Genomic DNA, 19,725 nt, shown 5'->3' with positions numbered 1-19,725 from the left:
CGCCCCACGGAGTGCCCAGCCCCGGCCGCCTCAACCAGCTCCCGGGGCCGCGCGGTCCCAGTCCTCCGGGACCACCCGCCGGCGGTAGTGCGGACACCGGGTGAGGTCGTCGTGCTCGCAGCCGAGGGCGCATTCGACAAGCGCCGGCGAGTCCCGCGCGGCGGCGATGCGGGAGCGCGGTGCCTCGGCCTCGTGCCGCAGGATGTCGCGGCGGGCGTCCGGCTCGGTGGCGGCGGTCAGGGCGCGGATGGTGTCCAGGCCGAGCCCGGCTTCCTCGGCGCGCAGGACGACCGCCACCCGGACGAGGTAGGCCTCGCCGTAGCGGCGGCGCCCGGCGCTGTCGCGCGCGGGGTGCAGCAGGCCCACGGTCTCCCAGTGCCGTAGCACATGGGTGGCCAGTCCGAACCGCTCCGCGACTTCGCCGATGGCCATGGCGCCGCTTGACTTCATGTCGACATCGAGTCGCACTCTCGCGGTCATGTCCAAGGAGAAGCACAACGAGCGGGAAACACCGGAACACGCCACCGGTGGCCTCATCGCGCGGCTCGACCGCGCCGAGCGGTGCCCCGGCGCAGAGACATTGCGCATCAGGACCTACGAACTCCGGGCGGCCGAGCCGGCCGCCCGGGCGGTCGACGTGGGCTGCGGCGCCGGGCGGGCCGTCGCCGAACTGACCGAGCGCGGGGCGCGGGTGACGGGTGTGGACGCCGACGTGCGGATGGTCGCCGTGGCCCGCGAGCGGTCGCCCGGCGCCGACTTCCGGGTCGCGGACGCGGGTCGGTTGCCGTTGGGTGACGGCACGGTGCACGGCTATCGGGCCGACAAGGTCCTCCATGAACTCCCCGACCCCGCCGCGGCGCTGGCCGAGGCCCGCCGGGTGCTGGTGCCGGGCGGGCGGGTGGTGCTGGTGGGACAGGACTGGAAGGCGCTGGTGGTCGACGCCGACGGCGCGGCAATGATCCGCACCATCGTGCACGCCCCCGCTCCGCACCATCGTGCACGCCCGCGCGAGCCTCATCCCCTCGCCGCCCGCCGCCAGCGCGGTCTGCTGCTGGACGCCGGGCTGCGCGCGGTCACCGCGGAGGCGCACACGGCCGTGCTCACCGGGCTCGGGACGCTGCCGTTGCTCACCGGCCTCGCCGAGGGGCGTGCGCGGCCGGTGCGATCACCGGGGACCAGGCCGGGGCGTGGTGCGCCGAACAGCGTGAACGCGCCCGCACCGGCCGGCTCTTCCTCGCCGTGCCCATGCTCCTGGTGACCAAAACGACGGGATGAGCCAGGGCCGAAGGACCGCCGTCACCCCCGGCAACCGGCCACCCGGGGCGGGCGGTTCCTCCGGCCTCCGAGCGGGGGGCTCAGGCCCCCACGACCCCGTCCACACCCTCGCGCAGGAAGTCCGCGTGCCCGTTGTGGCGGCCGTACTCCAGCAGCACATGCACCAGCACCATCCGCAGCGACACCTCCTCCTCCCACCGCGGCTGATAGCCCACCAGGTCGAGCGATGCCGCCTCCCGCTCGATCCGGCGCGAGGTCTCGACCTCCGCCTCCCAGGCCGCGAACGCCTCGGCCCTGGACGACCCGCTCACGTCGTACGCCGCCTGGAAGTCGATCGTCGGCGCCCAGACCATCGGCGCATCGTGGTCCTCGAACACCCGCCGGAACCACGCCCGTTCCACCTCGGCCATGTGCCGCACCAGGCCCAGCAGCGTCAGCGCCGAGGGCGGCATCGACCGCTGCCGCAACTCCTCGTCGGTGAGCCCCTCGCACTTCATGGCGAGCGTCGCCCGCTGGTAGTCGAGGAAGGCCCGCAGGGTTGCGCGCTCGTCGCCGAGGTGGGGCGGCTGTGGGCGGCTGTCGGCGGTCATGGTGGTTCGTCCTCCTCGGCGGCAGGTCAGGTCGCCGGCTGGCGATGTGGCCCCATAGGACCACGGCCGTTGGGCCGCGGCCGCACCGGGGGAGGCCCATACGCCGGGTAGGGAGCCGGACTTACCGGCCCGGGGACCGCTCCGGGCCGGGGGAGGCGGTCAGCCCTCGTCCTCCTCGTCCTCGAAGGCGTCGCCGATCTCGTCGACGACCTCCGCGGCGACCATTCCGCCGACGACGCCGACCGCGACACCCGCCGCGACGCCCCCGACGATCGCCGCGGTGCTGGGGCCGGAGCGCCGCCCGCCGTCATGGTGGTGGTCCGCATGGCCGTAGCCGTGGCCGTCGTGGTGGCCGTAGCCGGGTGCGCCGTACTCACCGTGGCCGTAGGAGCCGTGTGCGGCGCGCCGCTCGACGAGGTGGCGGATCCAGGCGTCGACCTCGGTGTTCCAGTCGCGGTGCCCGACGCCCTCATGACCGACGGTGAAGAGCGTGAGGGCGTCCTCTCCCGCGGAGAAGAGCCCGCCGCGCCTGTCGGCCTCCAGGACGACGTCCATCCCGCCCGGGTTCGCCAGGAAGGTCACCTCGAGCTCGTTGATGGCGTGGGCGTACTGGGGGGCCGGGGTGAGCTCGATCTCCTGGTAGAACGGCAGCCGCTGCCCGGTGCCGCCGACATGGCCCAGCTCCAGATCGGCGGATTTGAAGCCGAAGCCGAGCTGTCCCAGCGCCTCCAGAACGGCCTCCTGGACCGGCAGTGGATCCACGGTCAGCTGGTCGAGGTCGCCCTTGTCCTTTGCGCCCGCGATCTCCAGCCCGGTGCGGACGCCGAGGATGATGCCCAGCGGCTGCCCGTACAGCTCGGTGATCGGCGTCTCCCAGGGGAGGTGGGCGGTGAACGGGAGGCTGCGCTGCTCGCCCTCGGCGAGCCGGAAGCCGCCGCCGACGGTGAAGCGGTCGAAGAGGACGGCCCCTTCCCGCTCCTCCTCGCCGTGCTCGTCCTCCACCCGGGCCACCAGCTCCAGCGTGATCTGCTCGATCTCGAAGTCCGCCGTGCCGCCCCGGAGATGGACCTGACCGGTCAGCGGCCCGCCGGGGTGTACCGGGCCGGGATCCAGCACCGTGTCCACGGTGGGCCCGCCGACACCGAGCGAGCCGAGCAGTCGTTTGAACACCATCGTGGCGTTCACTCCTTCGCTTTGCCTACTGCACGCGTGAGCGTGGGGGTTACGGGCGCGTGCGGCGGAGAACGGCGGTCGTGCGACAACAGGTCATGAGCCGCGGAACATTCGCGGCCCATGGCGCGTTCACCGTGCGTCCGCCCTCCGTGCTTCTACACGCATGTAGAAGCATAGGGGGTGTGCCTCCTTGGGATGGCCATCTCCGCACGTTGGCGGGGGAAGTCCGAAAATGATCACTCGGCGGGCCGGGCGGAGTGCCGTTCGGGAGAGGCGTCTTCGCTCAGGGTGCGGGCCACGGTGTCCGCGAAGGCCCGGGCCAGCGGCGGCAGCGCGTCCCAGCGGCGTGCGGCCCAGCCGACCGGCAGTGGCGGCAGCGCGGGGATCGGGACGAGCCGCAGCGGCCCCTCGCCCCCGGGCACCGGCAGCCCCGGCAGGGCGGGTACCACGGCGCGTCCCAGGCCGAGTTCGGCCAGCAGCAGGGCCGTGTCCCAGTCGGCGACGCCGGTATCGGAGCCGGCCCGTATGCCCAGCTCGGCCAGTGCCGCGTGGAGGCGCCCGCCGGAGGTCGAGTTCGGCGGCAGCCGTAAGAGACGGACATCGGCGAGGTCGGACACCTCCACGTGCGGCCGGGCCGCGAGCGGGTCCCCGGCCCGCATGGCGAGCACCCAGGGCAGCTCGGCCACGGGCCGCTGCTCGACACCGCGCACCGGGGCGCCGAGGGTGATCCAGGCCAGATCCAGCCGTCCGGCGATCAGGGCGTCGAGGCAGCCGCGGCTGGAGCTCTCGGTCTGGAACTCCAGGTTCACCTTCGGATAGCGACGGCGGAAGGAGACGATCGCCTCGGCCATGAAGTGCCGCACGGTGGTGCTGCCGGTGGTGATCCGCACGGAACCGCTCTCCCCGTGCACGAGGTCGCTCAGGCGGCGCAGCGCCAGATCGAGCCCGGCGATCCCGTCGGCGGCCGCCTCGCACAGAATGCGCCCGGCCGGGGTGGGCACGACACCGCGTGGCTGGCGCTCCAGCAGGCTGACGCCGGTCTCGCGTTCCAGCCGCTTCACGCGCTGGCTCACCGCCGACTGTGTGCAGGTCAGCTCCCGGGCGACGGCGCTGAGGCTTCCGGCGCGGCACACGGCCACGAACACTCGCAGATCATCCAGAGTCATAACCTCCAAGTTAAAGCTTGGAGTTGGCGAGCAATCCCCAGGATTGACTGGGGTGGCAGGTGGTCGCGACGATCGTTGTAGGGCTCAGGCGGCAACCCGTACGGCGCTCGCACGAGGATCCGGACCGGGTGCCGGTGCGGTACGGGTGCCGACCTGCCCAGCACCGAAAGGACCCGACCTGTGCCTGCTGCTCCCCCTCCTGCCGCCGCCGACCGGGCCGTCACATTTCTGCGCCGCCTGGGCGCCGCCCGCATCGCCCACCCCGGCGGCACCCTGCTCGCCCACCTCCAGCGCGTACGGGCCCGGCTCGCCGCCTGGGGAGCCCGCCCGGAACTCCAGCTCGCCGGGCTGTGCCACGCGTTCTACGGAACCGACGGCTTTCCCGTCACCCTGCTGCCCCTCGGGCGTCGCGGCGAGCTCGTGGCGGTGATCGGCGCGGAAGCCGAAGCCATCGTGTACCTCTACGCGAGCTGCGACCGTAAGGCGACCTGTCAGGCGCTCGAGGATGCCGACGTGGTCTTCCGTGACCGTTTCACCGGCCGTACGCACACTCCGGGACCCCGGCTGCTCCGGGACTTCGCCGAGCTGTCGGCCGCCAATGAACTCGACCTCGCCCGCCGCGACCCCGCCCTCCGGGAGCGGCGTGGTCCCGAACTCCTCGCCCTGCTCACCCACTTCCGCCCGCTGCTCAGCCGGCCGGCCTGGCTGGACGGGCGCGCGGTCCTCGCGCCGTCCCCCTCGCGCGCGACTGAGGACCTCGCACGTGACTGAGGACCTCCCGCACGACTGACGCCCCTGGTCACCAGGCATGTGGCCCGCGGGCGCGGGTGCGATAACGCCCGGAGCGCGGGACCGCAAAACGGCGCGCCGCACCGTTCACCTTTTCGGCTCGTTCTCGTCGTCCGCGTGCTCTGGGCAGAATTTCGTGATCACGAATTGCCGGGAGCGTTCGCGCACGGTAATAGCTTGGTCAACTGTGTGGAGACCGCAAAACGATCTAGTAATTAACCGTGAAAGAGATGACCGGATCAATGTCTTGACCGGAATCGCGCCCGGCGCGGAGACTCAAAGCGCACTCACGCATCAGGAGCCGCAAGCGACGTTCCGAATCCTGCGATACCGGTTTCGCGGGGGCGTGCGACCGGGGGAAGTACAAGGAGATAGTGTGTACACGGCGGGAAATCCGTGCGTGTGATCTTCACTTCCCCTCCTCATCTCTTGATGCGCTGAAGAGAATGGAGGGGGAATGCCGACGCCCGCGGGCTATCCCGGTGTCTACATCGAAGAGCTTCCCAGCAGCGTCCGTACCATCGCCTCGGTCACCACCTCGGTGACCGCGTTCGTGGGCCACACCCGGCGGGGCCCGCTGAACACCCCGGTGCGCATCACCAGTTTCGCCGACTTCGAGCGCCGCTTCGGGGGGCTGACCTCGCAGAGCGCGGTCGGCTACGCGGTGCACCAGTTCTTCGGCAACGGCGGCACCGTGGCGGTCGTCGTCCGCGTGACCAAGTCCGGCACCGGCAAGGCCGCCTGCGTCACCCTCGACTCCACCGAGGGCCACAGCGCATGCCCCGTGCTGGAGGTGCACGCCAAGGAGCCCGGCCACTGGGGCTCGGGCCTGCGGCTGGCCGTCGACTACGACACCCCGTGCCCGGAGGAGACCTTCAACCTCCATGTGCTCGACGCCCGGGGCACCTCCCGGGAGTCCTTCACCAACCTGTCCATGGACCCCGCCCACGGCCGTCATGCCGAGACCGTGATCAACGCCGGGTCGGCGCTGATCCGGGTCAAGGCCGTCGGCGAGGGCCGGCCGGACCCCTCCGGCACGGTCTCCAAGCCGTTCGCGGGCGAACTCCCCGATCTGGCCGTCGAGCTGACGGTCAAGATCGGCGAGGTGGAGCGCGCGTTCACCCTGTACGACCCGGACTGCGACGGCGAGGCTCCGTGCGACGTCACCGAGCTGGCCCTGCTTCTGGAGCGCAAGCTGCGCGCCCTGCCCGACGCGCCCGGCAAGCACGCCTTCGCGGGCACCGAGGTCACCGCGTTCGGCCGCCGCCTCCAGGTCGTCGCCGGCTCCATCGACCCCGACGACGTGGTGCGCTTCCTGGGCGAATGCGCCAATGACCTCGGCCTGGAGGCATCGGTCAACCCGCCCGTCTTCCCGCTGTCCGGCGGCGAGGACGGCGCGCCGCCCGGCCCCCGCGACCTCATCGGCGGCGAGGCGGACAAGACCGGCCTGCAGGCGCTGCGCGACATCGAGGACGTCAACCTGCTGTCGCTGCCCGAGCTCGCCGCGTACGAGTCCGTCGGCGACATGGTCACCGTGCTGTCGGCGGCCGACCGGCTGTGCCGGGAGCGCCGGATCTTCCTGCTCGTCGACGCGCCCTCCGCCTGGGGCAGTGTGGACGCGGCCCGCGCCGGGATCGGCGCCTTCGAGCCGGTCCGCAGCGACCACGCCGCGCTGTACTTCCCGCAGCTGCGGCTCACCGACCCGCTCACCGGGCGACTGCGCGCCTTCCCGCCCTCCGGGGCACTCGCGGGCGTCATCGCCCGTACGGACGGCGAGCGCGGTGTGTGGAAGGCACCCGCCGGGACCGAAGCGCGGCTGGCCGGGGTGTACTCGCTCGGCGTCCAGCTCACCGACCGCGAGAACGGACTGCTCAACCCGCTGGGCATCAACTGCCTGCGCACCTTCCCGGTGGTCGGCCCGCTGGTCTGGGGCGCCCGCACGCTGCGCGGCGCCGACGCGCTCGACAGCGAATGGAAGTACGTCCCGGTACGGCGGCTGGCGCTGCATATCGAGGAGAGCCTGCGCCGCGGACTGCAATGGGTCGTTTTCGAACCCAATACCGAGCAGTTGTGGCAGCAGATCCGGCTGAACGCCTCCGGCTATCTGCACACGCTGTTCGAGAAGGGCGCGTTCAAGGGCGGCACTCCGCGTCAGGCGTACTTCGTCAAGTGCGACAAGGACACGACGACGGACGAGGACATCGCCAACGGCATCGTGAATGTCGTGGTCGGTATTGCGCCGGTCAAGCCCGCGGAGTTCGTGATCGTCAAGATCCAGCAGATGGCCGGACAGTTCGAGATTTAGGAATGTGATGGCTGAGTTCCAGGTCAACGCCCATCGCTTCGACCCGTACAAGAACTTTAAGTTTCTGGTCCTCTGGGACGGTCGTACGGTCGCGGGCATCAGCAAGATCAGTCCGCTCAAGCGCACCACCGAGGTCGTCAAGCACCGCAACGGCGGCGACCCCAGCTCGCCCCGCAAGTCCCCGGGCCGGTCCGAGTTCGAGGGGATCACCCTGGAGCGCGGCGTCACCCACGACCCCGAGTTCGACCGCTGGGCCAACAAGGTCTGGCAGGTCGGCGCGGGGCTCGGCTCCGAGGTCTCGCTCGCCGACTTCCGCAAGGACATCGTCATCCAGGTCCTCAACGAGGCCGGACAGGTCGCCGTCTCGCACAAGCTCTACCGGACCTGGCCGAGCGAGTACCAGGTGCTCGGCGAGCTGGACGCCAACGCCAACGCGGTCGCGATCCAGAGCCTGAAGCTGGAGTGCGAGGGCTGGGAGCGGGACTACGAGGTGCCGGAGCCGGAAGAGCCCTCGTTCACCCACCCTGCGTAGGCGGGAAGCGGACGGCCTGAGAGATGGGGAACACGGGGCCCGCGGAGCTGCTGGCCATCTGGGAGGCGGGGCTGGCGCACCACGGCCCCGGCCGCGCCCTGCTGCTGCACCGGGCGGCCCGCCCGGAGTCCGCCGCGGACGAACTGCTGTCGCTGCCGGTGGGCGAGCGCGAGGCGGACCTGTACGCCCTGCGGCGCGCGCTCTTCGGCGAGCGGATGCAGATCCGGGCCGAATGCGGTGCGTGCGGCGAGGCCATGGAGTTCGACCTCGACGCCCGCGACCTGGGGGTGCGCCCGCGGGAGCGGGACGGGCCGCTCCGGGTGGAGGAGGGCGAGTGGACGGTCGAGTTCCGGCTGCCCACCGTCGCCGACCTCGAGGCGGCCGCGCACGCGGTGGCCGAAGCGGGCCGGCCTGCGGCGGGCGGAGCGGGCGGTCGTGCGACGTCCGGAGCGGCTGGTCGTGCGACGTCCGGAGCGGGCGGGCCCGGGGACGGACTCCTGGGTGCGGACGAGGGCGTGGGCGAGCCCGTGGGCGCGGAGGGTGGCGAGGCCGCCGAAGCGTCCACGGCCGCGGCCCGCGCCCGGCGGGCCCTGCTCGCCCGTTGCCTCGTCTCCGTACACCGTGCGGGGCTGCCCGTCCCGGCCGACCGCCTCCCGGTGGCCGAACTGCCCGAGCCGGTGCAGCGAAAGCTCGCCGAGGCCGCCGAACGCGCCGACCCGGCGGCCGATGTGACGCTCAACGTCGCCTGCCCCGAATGCGGTGAGACCACCCGGGCCGAGCTGGATATCGCCTCCTACCTGTGGGCCGAACTCGACCACTGGGCACGGGACCTGCTCCTCGATGTCCACCTGCTCGCCACCGCATACGGCTGGAGCGAGCCTCAGATCCTGGCGCTCAGCCCGCTGCGGCGCCGCTACTACCTGGAGCTGTGCGCAGATGGCTGACTTCTTCGACCGGCTGCTCGCGCGGCACGCCCCCGTGCCCGCGCCCGGGCCGGCGGCGGGTGGCGGCGCCGGCGACCGCCCGGTCCGGGCACGGCCGCGGCTGCCCGGCCCGTACGAGCGGATCGAGGCGCTGGGGGGAGAACAGCCGTTGCCGGAGGAGTCCGCGTCTGCTCGGATAGCCCCGCCACCGGCGGCCGACCGCCACCAGGAGGTGGTCCGGCACGAGCGCGAGATCAGGACCGACCGGCACACCGTCATACGCGCGGAGCCCACACCGTACGAGGACGTGGAGCGGTACGCCGAACCCCCGTCCCCGGCACCGCTGTTGCTCCCCAGCACACAGATCACCGTCAGGCCGCACCCGGCCCCATCCGACACCTCGGCCACCCGGAGGGGCCACACGGCCACCCCGGCGCCCGACGCCGCACCGGCCGCCGCCGGGCCCCGGCCCAGCCCGCCGTCCGGGAGCCTGTGGCCCGCGGCGGCCGCCGCGCCGCTGCCGCCCCGCGCGGCCGACGCCGCCACGGGCCGGGATGCCGCGCGGCTCCCCGCCGGGCGGCGCCGCGGCCGAACCGCCCAGCGCACGGTGCATGTCCAGATCGGGCGGCTGGAGGTCACCGCCGCCGCCCCGCCCGGCGCCGACCGCGCCGCGGCCGCCCGCCCCGGACCGACGGGACGGCGCGCACCCGCGCTGAGCCTGGACGACTACCTGGCGCGCGGCGAGAGGAGGGACTGACACCATGAGCAACGGACTCGCGTTCGCGACCGTCACCCAGGCCCTCGCGCTGCTGATCGCGAACAATCTGCGGCCCGAGATCGACATCGCGGTCACGGTGGACACCCGTAGGCCCCCGACGGAGCCGCCCACCGAACCGACCATCAACATCTTCCTCTACCAGGTCACCCCCAACGCCTCCCTGCGCGCCACCGACCTGCCCACCCGGGCCTCGGACGGCACGCTGCTCAAGCGACCGGCCGCGGCGATGGATCTGCACTACCTGATCAGCGCGTACGGGGAGGAGGCCGAGCTGGTCGGACAGCGCCTGATCGGCAGCGTGGTGCGCACCCTGCACGAGATACCGATGCTGCCGAAGGACGTGATCGAGGAGGCCGCCCGGCGCCCGTATCTGGCGGGCAGCGACCTGGCCGAGTCGCTGCAGCGGGTGCGCTTCACACCGACGCAGATGGACGTGGACGAGACCTCCAAGCTCTGGGGGATGCTCTACCAGACCCCGTATGTGCTGTCGGTCTGCTACCAGGGCTCGTTGGTCCTGATCGAGGGGCGCGAGCAGCCGGTCCCGGCGAAGCCGGTGGAACGGCCCACGGTGCGGGTGCTGCCTTTCGGGGCGCCGGGAGCGCCGGAGCCCCCCACCCTGCCGGGGGCGGAGCCGGAGCGGCCCGCGGAGCCCGCCCGGGCGGAGGCGGCGGCGGAGGACGAGACAGCGGCCCCCGCCAAGCCCACCAAGAAGCGCTCCGCCGCCGCGAAGACGCCCGCTGCCAAGACCGCCGCCGCCAAGACCGCCAAGACCGCCGCCGCCAAGTCGGCCGCGGCCAAGACCGCCGCCGCCAAGTCGGCCGCGGCCAAGACCGCCAAGACTGCCGCCGCCAAGTCGGCCGCCTCGCCCGCCCGTACGCGCAAGGCCACGCCCCGGCGCCGTGGCGGGCGCTCCGAGGACACGGAGAGCTGAGGCCCGCGATGGGGGAGAAGGGGGTGGACGACAGCATGGGTACGCGGGACGGCCACGCATCGGCGGCCGCCGACGCCATCGCGGGTCGGGACGCCAACGAGGGCGGGGACTCCGTTACGAGCGGGGACTCCATCGCGGGCGGGGACTCCGTCATGGGTGGAGACGCGGTCTCGGACGGGGACGCCATCGCGGCCGAGGACGGACAGGCCCTGGCCGCCGCCGTCCAGGCCGTGCTGGCCCGCGTCGACGCCCACGCGCGCCGCGCCACCTCCAACGGCTCCCGGCCCGGCGCCTCCCGCTCCGGCGGCGCCGCACCCCGCGATGCCGCCACCACCGACGAGCCCACCACCCCCGCCACCCAGCCGCCCTCCACCGGAGCCCGCGAGCGGCACACCGCCACCCGCCCCGCCCCCACCCGGAAGGCGATCTCCGGCCCCGCCACCCTCGACGCGCTCGTGGCCTGCTTCGGCCTCAGCACCTTCGAGCGCCAGCTCGTCCTGCTGGCGGCGGCCGCCGAACTGGACCCCACCGCCGCCGCGCGGTGCGCCGCCGCCAGCGGCGACCCGACGCGTACGTACCCCACCTTCTCGCTCGCCCTCGCCGCGCTCGACGAGCCGCACTGGAGCGCGCTCACCCCCGTGTCCCCGCTCCGCCGCTGGCGGTTGACGGAGCTCGACGACGAGACCCGGCTCACCACCTCCCGGCTGCGGGTCGACGAGCGCATCCTGCACTTCCTGGCCGGATCGCCCTATCTCGACGCCCGGCTGCACGGGCTGCTGCGCCGTGCGCAGGCCCCGCGGACCCTGCCCGCCTCGTACGGCCGGGCGGCGGACCGGGTGGCCGCGGGCTGGAACGAGTCCCGCCCGGAGGCCCCGCTGCGCGTCGAACTTGTCGGCGGCGACCTGACCACCCGTACCGACATCGCCGCCACGGCCGCCCGCCGCACCGGGCTCGCCCTGTACGTCATGGCCTCGGACGACATCCCCACCGACGCGGCTGAACGCGACCGCCTCGCCCGCCTCTGGCAGCGCGAGGCCGTCCTGCTGCCCGCCGCGCTCCTGCTGGAGGTCGGCGAGATGGACCGGGAACAGACGGCCGCCACCGACGCGTTCATCGACGCCGCCGCCGTGCCCCTCGTCGTCTCCAGCCCGGACCCGCGCCCGACCGGCCGCCCGCGCGGTGAGCGCGTCACCGTGCCCGGGCTGGACGACACCGAACAACTCGCCCTCTGGGCGGACGCCTTCGCCGATGTCCCGCGGATCCAGGAGGCTCATCTGCGGTCGCTGGTCGCCCAGTTCCAGCTGCCGCCGCATGTCATCCGCTCGGCGGCCGCCGCCGTACGCCGTGACCTCCCCGACACGGACACGGACACGGACGCGCTCGACCCCACCGAACTCGCCTGGCGCGCCGGGCTCATCGAGGCGCGCATCGGCCTGGACGAGCTGGGCCGGCGGATCGAACCCGAGGCCGCCTGGGACGATCTGGTGCTCGCCGACCACCAGTCGCGGATCCTGCGCGAGGTCGTCGCCCATGTGCGGCAGCGCGCCACCGTCCACCAGGAGTGGGGCTTCGCCGCGACACTCCGCCGGGGCCTCGGCGTCACCGCCCTGTTCGCGGGCGGCTCAGGCACCGGCAAGACCCTCGCCGCCGAGGTGATGGCCAAGGAACTGGGCCTGGACCTCTTCATCATCGACCTCTCCCAGGTGGTCAGCAAATACATCGGCGAGACCGAGAAGAACCTGCGCAAGGTCTTCGACGCCGCCGAGCGCGGTGGGGCATTGCTCCTCTTCGACGAGGCGGACGCGCTGTTCGGCAAGCGCAGCGAGGTCAAGGACAGCCACGACCGGTACGCCAACCTGGAGGTCAGCTATCTGCTGATGCGCATGGAGGCGTACCGGGGCCTGGCGATCCTCACCACCAACATGAAGAAGGCCCTCGACCCGGCCTTCATGCGCCGGATCCGCTTCGTCGTCGACTTCCCCTTCCCCGGCGAGAGCGAGCGCGCCGAGATCTGGCGCCGGGTACTCCCCGCCCAGGCGCCGATGAAGGACATCGACACCCAGCGCCTCGCCCAACTCACCGTGGCGGGCGGCTCGATCCGCAACATCGCGCTCTCGGGCGCCTTCCTCGCCGCCGAGGAGGGCGACCGCCTCCAGATGCGCCACATGCTCGCGGCGGCGCGCACCGAGTACCAGAAGCTGGACCGTTCGCTCACGCCCTCGGAGGTCCACGGATGGGTCTGAACGATCAACCGCGCGCGGTCCGTGTGGACATCGGAGAGCTGGCGCTGTCCGGCTTCGGTGCCGGGATCGACCCGGACCGGGTCTCGGCGGCGTTCCAGACGGAGCTGGCCCGGCTGGTGCGGGAGCGCGGCGTACCGCTGGCGGCGGCCGGGGACGGCACGGCGATCGAGGCCCTGTCCGATCTGCCCCCGCTCCCCGCCACCACCTCCCCGGCCCGGCTGGGCGAGGCCCTGGCCCGGGCCGTGCACGCGGGCCTGTCCGGAAGGGGGCGGGAGGGGACATGAGCAACACACCGTCCGCCACCCAGGACGACCGCGCGTCCCAGTCCGCCAAGCGCCGCAAGCGCAAGGAGCGGACCGGCAAGGCCCGTGCGCCCGAGCCCAAGGACATCGTCAGCGGCGCGGGACAGCCCCTCGACCCGAGCGTCCGGCGCGACCTCGAGGAACAGCTCGGCCACGACCTCAGCCAGGTCCGTCTGCACACCGACCGCGACGCCGGCCATCTCACCGAACTGCTGGGCGCGGACGCGGTGGCGGTCGGCCAGGACATCTTCTTCCGCGAGAACACCTACCGCCCCGGCACGACGGACGGCCAACGGCTCCTCGCCCACGAACTGCTCCACACCGTTCAGAACCCCCACGGCCTCGGCACCCTGCGCGCGGGCCGTGACCTGGGCGCGGTGAGCCTCCCGCAGGACGCGATGGAGCGCGAGGCGGAGGGCACGGCGCGGGAGCTGGTCCGCGGCGGGCAACCGGAAGCGGACGTGGCGCCGGAGGAGTCCGCGAGCCCGGGCTGGCTCCGCTACGCCACGGTCGACGCCGACCGCAACCGCATGGAGAAGCTCGACCCGGCGACGCTGGTCGACCGCCTCGCCAACGGCGTGATCCGCTCCCTGCGCGGCGACCCCGAGGACCGCTCCAAGCGCACCCGTAGGCAACTGGCGCGGATGCCGGACGAGGTGCAGGACGCCGTCCTCGACCGTCTGGAGACCAGGCTCCTCAGCTCGGAGCACGAGCGGGTGCTCGACTTCGTCGACGAGATCGAGGCGGACGACGACCTGGAGGGGGAGTCGTTGGCGGCCCCGGCCGTCGAGCCGGACCCGGTCGAGGAGCTGCTGTTCGAGCGCGATACGGGGCGGCGGAGGGCGGAAGAGCGGCGCGAGGAGGAGCAGCGCCCCGCGCCTGCGCCGGGTCCGGAGAAGGACGAGCACGCGGAGGAGGGCGCGCCGGGCAGTACACCGCAGAACGGTGGGGGCGCGCCCGAGCAGGAGGGCCAGGGCGGGAGCCAGGAGGAGAGGCCGGGCGCCGACGCGGGGCGCGAGGGCGGAAGCCCTTCGTCGGGTGGGAAGTCCGGCGGTTCGGCCTCGACGGCACCGGCTGCCGCGCCCCGGTCCCGGCAACCGTCGTCGTCCTCTTCCTCTTCCTCGTCCTCGGGCGGGAAGTCGGAAGGCGGGCAGCAGGGTGGCGAGAAGAAGGCCGAGGGCTCGGAAAGGGGCAAGGAAGGCAAGGCAGGGGGCGAGGGGAAGGAAGGGCAGGACCAGCGGGGCGTCGCAACGCCGAGCAAGGAGGAGTCGGCGGCCAAGAACCGTCCGGGCGCGGCCGATGCGCTCGTGGCGGGCCAGCAGCTGAAGCAGCAGGACAAGCGGGGGGCGGCAAAGCCCACCGGTTCGCCGACGGTGTCCGGCAAGGACACCCAGTCGCCCGGCGCGTTCTCCACGCTCGAGGGCGTGCGTGCCCAGGACCTCGACGGCCCGGAGGAGCGGGCCGAGGAGGATCCGTTCGGCTCGGGCAGTGAGTCGGAGGTCGAGGTCGGGGGCGAGGAGAAGAGCGCCTGGGACATCAAGCTCCAGCCGGAGGACTTCCTGCCCGAGCAGGACCTCGATGTGTCCGGCGTACCGACCGCGGACACGCTCGACCCCGCCTCGTCCGCCGCCCCTCCCGTCCCGTCGTTCCCCGCCCCACCGGTGACCAAGGCCGACAAGGTGCAGGCCGAACGGGACGCGGAGGACGCCGAGGACGAGGCGGCGGGCGCCGAACCCGATGAGGACACCGCCGACTCGGCCGCCGACGCCGAGCCGTCGGCGGAGGCGGACGACGGCTCGGCGGCAGGCGGCGGGCTTGGCGATCTCGCCGTGGAGCAGGCCGCCGAGAGCCGACCGGGACCGGCCGTGACACGGGACCCGAAGAGCGGCGCTGATCCCAAGGACGGGCCCGTCGTCGCCCAGACGACGGTGCAGGAGGCCGCGGGCAGGTCGGAGGACGGCAGCGAAGCCACGGAACAGGCTGCGAAGGAGGAGAAGGGCACCTCCGCGGAGGGTGACGCGTCCGGCGGTGCGCAGGAGAAGGCGTCCCAGCAGGCGGTGGGCGGTCAGGCGGCGCAGGAGCCCGCGGCCAAGGCGGAACAGAAGAAGGCGGACGCGGAGCCGGCGGCCAAGAGCGAACCCCCGGCGGACGCCAATTCCCCCTCACCCGCGCGGGACACCCAGGTCACGGGCGGATCCAACGCGGATACGCCAGGCGGGGCGAGCAGCGGGGCGCAGAGCGAGCAGGGCGCGCCGGCGGAGCGTACGGAGGCCCCGGCGGCGGAACCGGCGCCGTCCGCACCGGAACCCGAGAAGACCGCCGAGCCCGAGCAGACCGCTCAGCTCACGGCCGCGCCTGCGAAGGAGACACCGGCGCCCAAGGCCGCATCCGGGGCAAAGGCCGCGGTGCCCAAGTCGGCACCGTCCGCCAAGACACCAGGCGGCGGTGGTGGCGGATCCCGAGCCGGTGGCGGTGGAGGCGGTGCACGCGGTGGTGGCGGCAAGGCGTCCGCCCCGGCCAGGGGTAAGAAGAAGGACTCCGGCCCGGCCCCGAACCTCTCCCAGGTGTCCCCCGAAGCGGGCCTGTCCACCGCCTCGAAGCTCAAGCCTCATGTGGCGCTGCAGGCCATGACCGGTGTGAGTGGCTCGGTGGACCGCACCGTCGGCGACGAACACAAGGCGCTCGCCACCGCCCCGCCTTCGATGCAACGCCCGGCGGGCGCCCCGCAGACCCTCCAGGGCAAGCCGGCAACCGACGCCGCGGCCCAGTACTCGCAGGATCCGGCCCAGAAGTCCGAGGCGCCGGAGAAGGAAGATGCCGAGGTCACGGGGGCCAAGGAGCCCGAGGGACAGATCGAGGCGGAAAAGGCCGAGGAGCCCGGCGGCTGGGACACCTTCAAGATGGCCCTGGGCTTCATCGGCGGCAAGATCGTGAACGGGGTCGCGAGCCTCTTCGGCGCCGACGAACCCGTAGTGGACCCGCAGGAGTTGGCCGCGAAGTTCGCCGGGCTGCCGACCAAGGACGAAGCGCTCAAGCAGGCCCAGGCGGGCAACGCGCCGGGCGTGCAGATGCAGGGCGACGCCGACCGGACGGCCGGTGAGCAGGGCTCCGCCGTCGACACCAAGGGCCAGGAGACCGTCGCGACGGGCCGCGACGACGCGGGCCGTGGGATGGGCGAGGACCAGGTCTATCCCAACGTGCCCAAGGAGCAGATGGCGGCCAAGGTCCCCGGGCAGGGGGGCGGCGGGGGCGGCGGTGCGCCCGGCGGCGGCGCGACGACGGGGGCCGTCCCTCCCGAGGCCGCGTCGGAAGTGGCCGAGCACGAACGCGGACCGCAGTTCCAGGCGGCGTTCACCGACGGCCAGAAGGGCATGTCCGAGGGGCGGCAGACCAAGGACCGCGACTTCCGGGACGGTCAGCAGAAGCACAAGCAGCAGGTCGACGCCGAGGTCGCGGGCAATACGAAGAGCCAGGCGAGCGAGCGCGCGAAGGCGATGACGGAGGTCACCGCCAAGCGCGCGGACTGGCGCACGGAGCAGGACAAGGAACTCCAGTCGCTCGGCGACAAGAAGACCGAGCGCCACGAGAAGATCCGCAAGGACGTCAAGGACAAGGAAGAGCAGACCGACAAGGACGTCGACAAGGAGAAGGACGACAGCGACAAGAAGATCCAGGACAAGGGCGACCAGGCCGAACGGGACGCCGAGAAGAAGCGCGACGACAGCGTCCAGGAGTCGGGCAACTGGATCTCGAAAGCCTTCGAATGGATCAAGAACAAGGTCATCGAGATCAAGAACGCGATCGTCCGCGTCATCAGGGAGGCGCGGGACGCGGTCGTCAACTTCATCAAGAACTTCAAGGAGACCGTCGAGCGCTGGATCAACGACGCCCGCAAGGCGATCGTCGACGCGATCAAGAACTTCATCAACGATCTGATCGAGTTCGCCAAGGCGATGGTGCGGGCCGTCATCGACCTGGCCAAGCGCATCCGGGACGTCATCACCGGCCTGATCAACGCCGCGATCGCCCTCGTCAACAAGCTCGCCACCATGCTCAAGCAGGCCATCACCGACCTGCTGAACGCCCTCGGCAAGCTGCTGAGCAGCATCCTGGACGTCCTCAAGAAGATGCTGCAGGACGTCATCAAAGCCGTCGTGGACGCGGTCAAGGCGGTCCTGGACTTCGCCTCCAAGCTGCTGGGCGCGCTCGGCGACTTCATGCTCATCGCGGTCGACTTCCTCTCCGACCCTGGTGGCTGGCTGAGCGGCGCGAAGAACTCGGCGGTGGACGGCGCGAAGAACCACCTGTTCAGGGAGGTCAAGTCGGCGGTCAAGGACTGGTTCCAGTCCAAGATCGAGGAAATCATCGGCGTCCCGAAGGCGATCCTGGACAAGCTGCTCAAGGGCGGCTTCACGATGGAGCAGATCGTCAAGGAGACGTGGGACGCGATCGTCCCCCAACTGCCTCTGATCATCGGCGAGATCGTCATCACCAAGGTCATCGCCAAGCTGATCCCCGGGGCGGGCTGGGTGATGGCCGTCATCGACGCGATCCGCACGGCCATCGGCGCGCTCGGCGAAATCCTGCGCGCGATGGGCGCGGTCCTCGACTGGCTGAAGGCCGTCCGCATGGGCGGCGCGGGCATCCTCTTCGCGAAGGCGGTCGCGGCGGGCATCGTGGCGCTCCTCGAATTGGCCTACGAGGCGCTGCTGTCGGGGATCGGCAAGTACGTGGCGAAGGTGGGCCGGCGCTTCAAGGACATCGCCGCGAAGTTGGGGCAGGGCAAGGGCGGCAAGGGCGGGGCGGGTGGCAAGGGCGGTGCGGACGAGGGAGCCGGCAAGCCCGGCAACCAGAAAACGCAAGAGCCGACCCCGCCCAGGACGACCACCCCCACAACGCGCCCGACGCCAACCACCACGAAGCCGAGGCCCGGCACGAAGCCGGACCCCACGAAACCCACGACACAGCCGCAGTCCAAACCCACAAGGCCCGAAGCCCCCGGCAAACCCAAGCCCGGCCCGTCCGGCACGAAGACCCCGGCCCCCACGACAAAGGACAAGAACGGCAAGCCGAAGGACCCGACAGACGACAAGCCGGACACCCGCCCAACCCCCACCGTCAAACCCAAGCCCAAACCGGAACCCCCGGCCAAGCCGAAGCCCGAACCGGAGACAAGGCCCAACCCCAAGGACGACAAAACCCCGGGCACCCCCAAGGACGACAAGGGACCCGAGGACAGGCCGAAGAACGACGACAAGCCCTCGACCAAGGACCCCAAGGACCAGGACCCGACCAAGCCCGACAAGGACGACCCGAAGAAACCCAAGCCCGACAAGGACGGCGAGAGCACCGGGCCGAAGGAAGGCGACGGCAAGAAGCCCAAGCCGGACAAGGACAGCGACAAGCCAGGTACCCGAAAGCCCAAACCCGACAAGGACGGCCCCGGCAGGCGGCCGAACAAGAAGGGCCCCAACAAGGGCAAGCCCCATCCCGGCAAGAGCGGCCCGGGCCGGCCCAAGTCCAAGCCGGACAAGGACAAGCAGAAGAAGGATGAGAACTCTGGGGGCGCCAAGCAGAAGAGACTGAACAACGCAGTGGAGCGAATCAGGGCGATCCTCAAGAAGTTGCTACGACCTGGTCTTGCACAGCCGCTTCACCGCGTCACTCTCTTGGCTCTCCGGCGATGGTATCGACTCGCCTCTCTTGAGCGGCGCGGTGGTCGCGGAAGTTTTGAGGACCATGCGAGGCTCAATCCTCCGGATAGGGTGATCGACGGGATCCCGGACTCGAAAGGGAGGACGGACTACCTGGAGGAACAAAAGCTCCCGGACCCAGAAATCACCAAACGCGCGGAAGACCCAATTCCCGCCACGGTCGCTGACTATATGAAGGGTTTCCCAAACATCTCTTCGAAGAAGATCGAGGGGGAGTATCTCAGTAAGGTGGTCAAGGGAACGGGCGAGAAGCCGAATTTGGCGGACTTTGGCCAACCGCTCGGTTGGCAGTACGTCCTGCACAAGCAAATGACAAAGGGAACTTCCTGGGTGCGAATGCATCTTCTACCAGAAGCTCTCGGAGGGTTGGCAGGCGGAAACAATCTGGTGCCCGCCAGGAGCCAGCAGACCAACCTCACCTTTTACAGAGAGATCGAAGGAGACGCCTACGAGGACATCCCGGATCCGGAAAAGATGATTTGGTACGAGGCGGAGGCGAAGTTCGGTTATTCCGACTTCCCGGGGTTCCCGAGTTATATCAAGGCGTCCTATGGGACATATACACAGAAGAGGGGAACGGGTCGGTCCCCCCATGACTGGGATAAGGATGAGGGTGCGAAAGACTCGTATTCCCAGCCGAATATACCTAAGCCAGATCCTGCCGAACACGGAAAACTGCCGATCAATAGCGCGGGCGCGGAGACGATCAGGAACTTCCTTGGCCAAGAGACGCTGACGGAAAGAGCGGCCAGGTATCTGGCAGGGCTCACGGGTGATGGGGCGCGGTACACCCTCGACTCCGAGAACAACAAGGTGCCGATTCCGCGCAAAATCTTCCATAATCCGAAAGATGTAGAGAGGTTCATGTTTGATCTGCAAAAAAACAAGAAGCTGAAGGAGTCCTTCAAGCTGGTGAACATTGTGCGCATCATGAAAAAGATTCGTGCGCGGAAACGGGACATCCTATGGGACGCTCCGTTTGAAAATTCTCGAAACTGAGGGGC

Annotated in this window: 14 protein-coding genes; 10 read left to right on the top strand and 4 right to left on the bottom strand. The window is 71.3% G+C overall.

Annotated features, from left to right (window positions below; translation table 11 throughout):
- Nucleotides 1–30 precede the first annotated feature (30 nt).
- Nucleotides 31–450, bottom strand: a complete 420-nt coding sequence (locus ACFYOY_RS25060) for a MerR family transcriptional regulator (protein WP_351888270.1) — start codon at nucleotides 448–450, stop codon at nucleotides 31–33.
- Nucleotides 451–478: 28 nt separating this feature from the next.
- Here ACFYOY_RS25060 and ACFYOY_RS25055 point away from each other — a divergent pair, with 28 nt between their 5' ends.
- A complete protein-coding gene (locus ACFYOY_RS25055) occupies nucleotides 479–1,258 on the top strand; it encodes a methyltransferase domain-containing protein (RefSeq protein ID WP_388589669.1) in 780 nt (259 codons plus the stop codon).
- 97 nt (nucleotides 1,259–1,355) lie between these two features.
- Here ACFYOY_RS25055 and ACFYOY_RS25050 read toward each other — a convergent pair whose 3' ends face one another.
- The 3 genes from ACFYOY_RS25050 to ACFYOY_RS25040 all read right to left on the bottom strand — a co-directional run bounded on the left by ACFYOY_RS25050 (nucleotide 1,356) and on the right by ACFYOY_RS25040 (nucleotide 4,204).
- Complete coding sequence (locus tag ACFYOY_RS25050) at nucleotides 1,356–1,865, bottom strand: DinB family protein (RefSeq protein WP_351888264.1); 510 nt, start codon at nucleotides 1,863–1,865, stop codon at nucleotides 1,356–1,358.
- A 159-nt stretch (nucleotides 1,866–2,024) separates the two neighbouring features.
- A complete protein-coding gene (locus tag ACFYOY_RS25045) occupies nucleotides 2,025–3,038 on the bottom strand; it encodes a sporulation protein (RefSeq protein ID WP_351888261.1) in 1,014 nt (337 codons plus the stop codon).
- A gap of 236 nt (nucleotides 3,039–3,274) precedes the next feature.
- Nucleotides 3,275–4,204 (bottom strand): LysR family transcriptional regulator, encoded by a 930-nt coding sequence (locus ACFYOY_RS25040; RefSeq protein ID WP_351888258.1) that lies wholly within the window; start codon nucleotides 4,202–4,204, stop codon nucleotides 3,275–3,277.
- A gap of 180 nt (nucleotides 4,205–4,384) precedes the next feature.
- Between ACFYOY_RS25040 and ACFYOY_RS25035 the strand changes: the two genes are divergently transcribed.
- The 9 genes from ACFYOY_RS25035 to ACFYOY_RS24995 all read left to right on the top strand — a co-directional run bounded on the left by ACFYOY_RS25035 (nucleotide 4,385) and on the right by ACFYOY_RS24995 (nucleotide 19,720).
- Complete coding sequence (locus ACFYOY_RS25035) at nucleotides 4,385–4,975, top strand: DUF6817 domain-containing protein (protein WP_351888255.1); 591 nt, start codon at nucleotides 4,385–4,387, stop codon at nucleotides 4,973–4,975.
- 475 nt (nucleotides 4,976–5,450) lie between these two features.
- Nucleotides 5,451–7,298, top strand: coding sequence for a phage tail sheath C-terminal domain-containing protein (locus ACFYOY_RS25030; protein WP_351888252.1), 1,848 nt, complete (start codon nucleotides 5,451–5,453; stop codon nucleotides 7,296–7,298).
- A gap of 7 nt (nucleotides 7,299–7,305) precedes the next feature.
- Entirely contained in the window at nucleotides 7,306–7,830 is a 525-nt protein-coding gene (locus tag ACFYOY_RS25025) for a phage tail protein (RefSeq protein ID WP_059144851.1), read from the top strand.
- A 23-nt stretch (nucleotides 7,831–7,853) separates the two neighbouring features.
- A complete protein-coding gene (locus ACFYOY_RS25020) occupies nucleotides 7,854–8,774 on the top strand; it encodes a hypothetical protein (RefSeq protein WP_351888249.1) in 921 nt (306 codons plus the stop codon).
- The gene (locus ACFYOY_RS25015; RefSeq protein WP_351888246.1) at nucleotides 8,767–9,510 is read left to right on the top strand and encodes a hypothetical protein; all 744 of its coding nucleotides are present in this window, start codon (nucleotides 8,767–8,769) and stop codon (nucleotides 9,508–9,510) included. The genes ACFYOY_RS25020 and ACFYOY_RS25015 overlap by 8 nt, the downstream gene beginning before the upstream one ends.
- A 4-nt stretch (nucleotides 9,511–9,514) precedes the next feature.
- Nucleotides 9,515–10,462, top strand: a complete 948-nt coding sequence (locus ACFYOY_RS25010) for a DUF4255 domain-containing protein (protein WP_351888243.1) — start codon at nucleotides 9,515–9,517, stop codon at nucleotides 10,460–10,462.
- Between the two features lie 152 nt (nucleotides 10,463–10,614).
- A complete protein-coding gene (locus ACFYOY_RS25005; protein WP_388589876.1) occupies nucleotides 10,615–12,705 on the top strand; it encodes an AAA family ATPase in 2,091 nt (696 codons plus the stop codon).
- Nucleotides 12,696–12,989, top strand: a complete 294-nt coding sequence (locus tag ACFYOY_RS25000; RefSeq protein WP_351888237.1) for a hypothetical protein — start codon at nucleotides 12,696–12,698, stop codon at nucleotides 12,987–12,989. Before ACFYOY_RS25005 ends, ACFYOY_RS25000 begins: the two co-directional genes overlap by 10 nt.
- On the top strand, nucleotides 12,986–19,720 hold the full coding sequence (locus ACFYOY_RS24995) for a DUF4157 domain-containing protein (protein WP_351888234.1): 6,735 nt from the start codon (nucleotides 12,986–12,988) through the stop codon (nucleotides 19,718–19,720). Before ACFYOY_RS25000 ends, ACFYOY_RS24995 begins: the two co-directional genes overlap by 4 nt.
- The last annotated feature ends 5 nt before the right edge of the window (nucleotides 19,721–19,725 follow it).

Origin of the sequence: Streptomyces sp. NPDC007875 (genome assembly GCF_042868035.1) — a bacterium.
Lineage (GTDB): Bacteria > Actinomycetota > Actinomycetes > Streptomycetales > Streptomycetaceae > Streptomyces > Streptomyces antimycoticus.
Note: the sequence above shows the minus strand (reverse complement) of the source record. Positions and strands in the feature narration are given on the sequence as shown.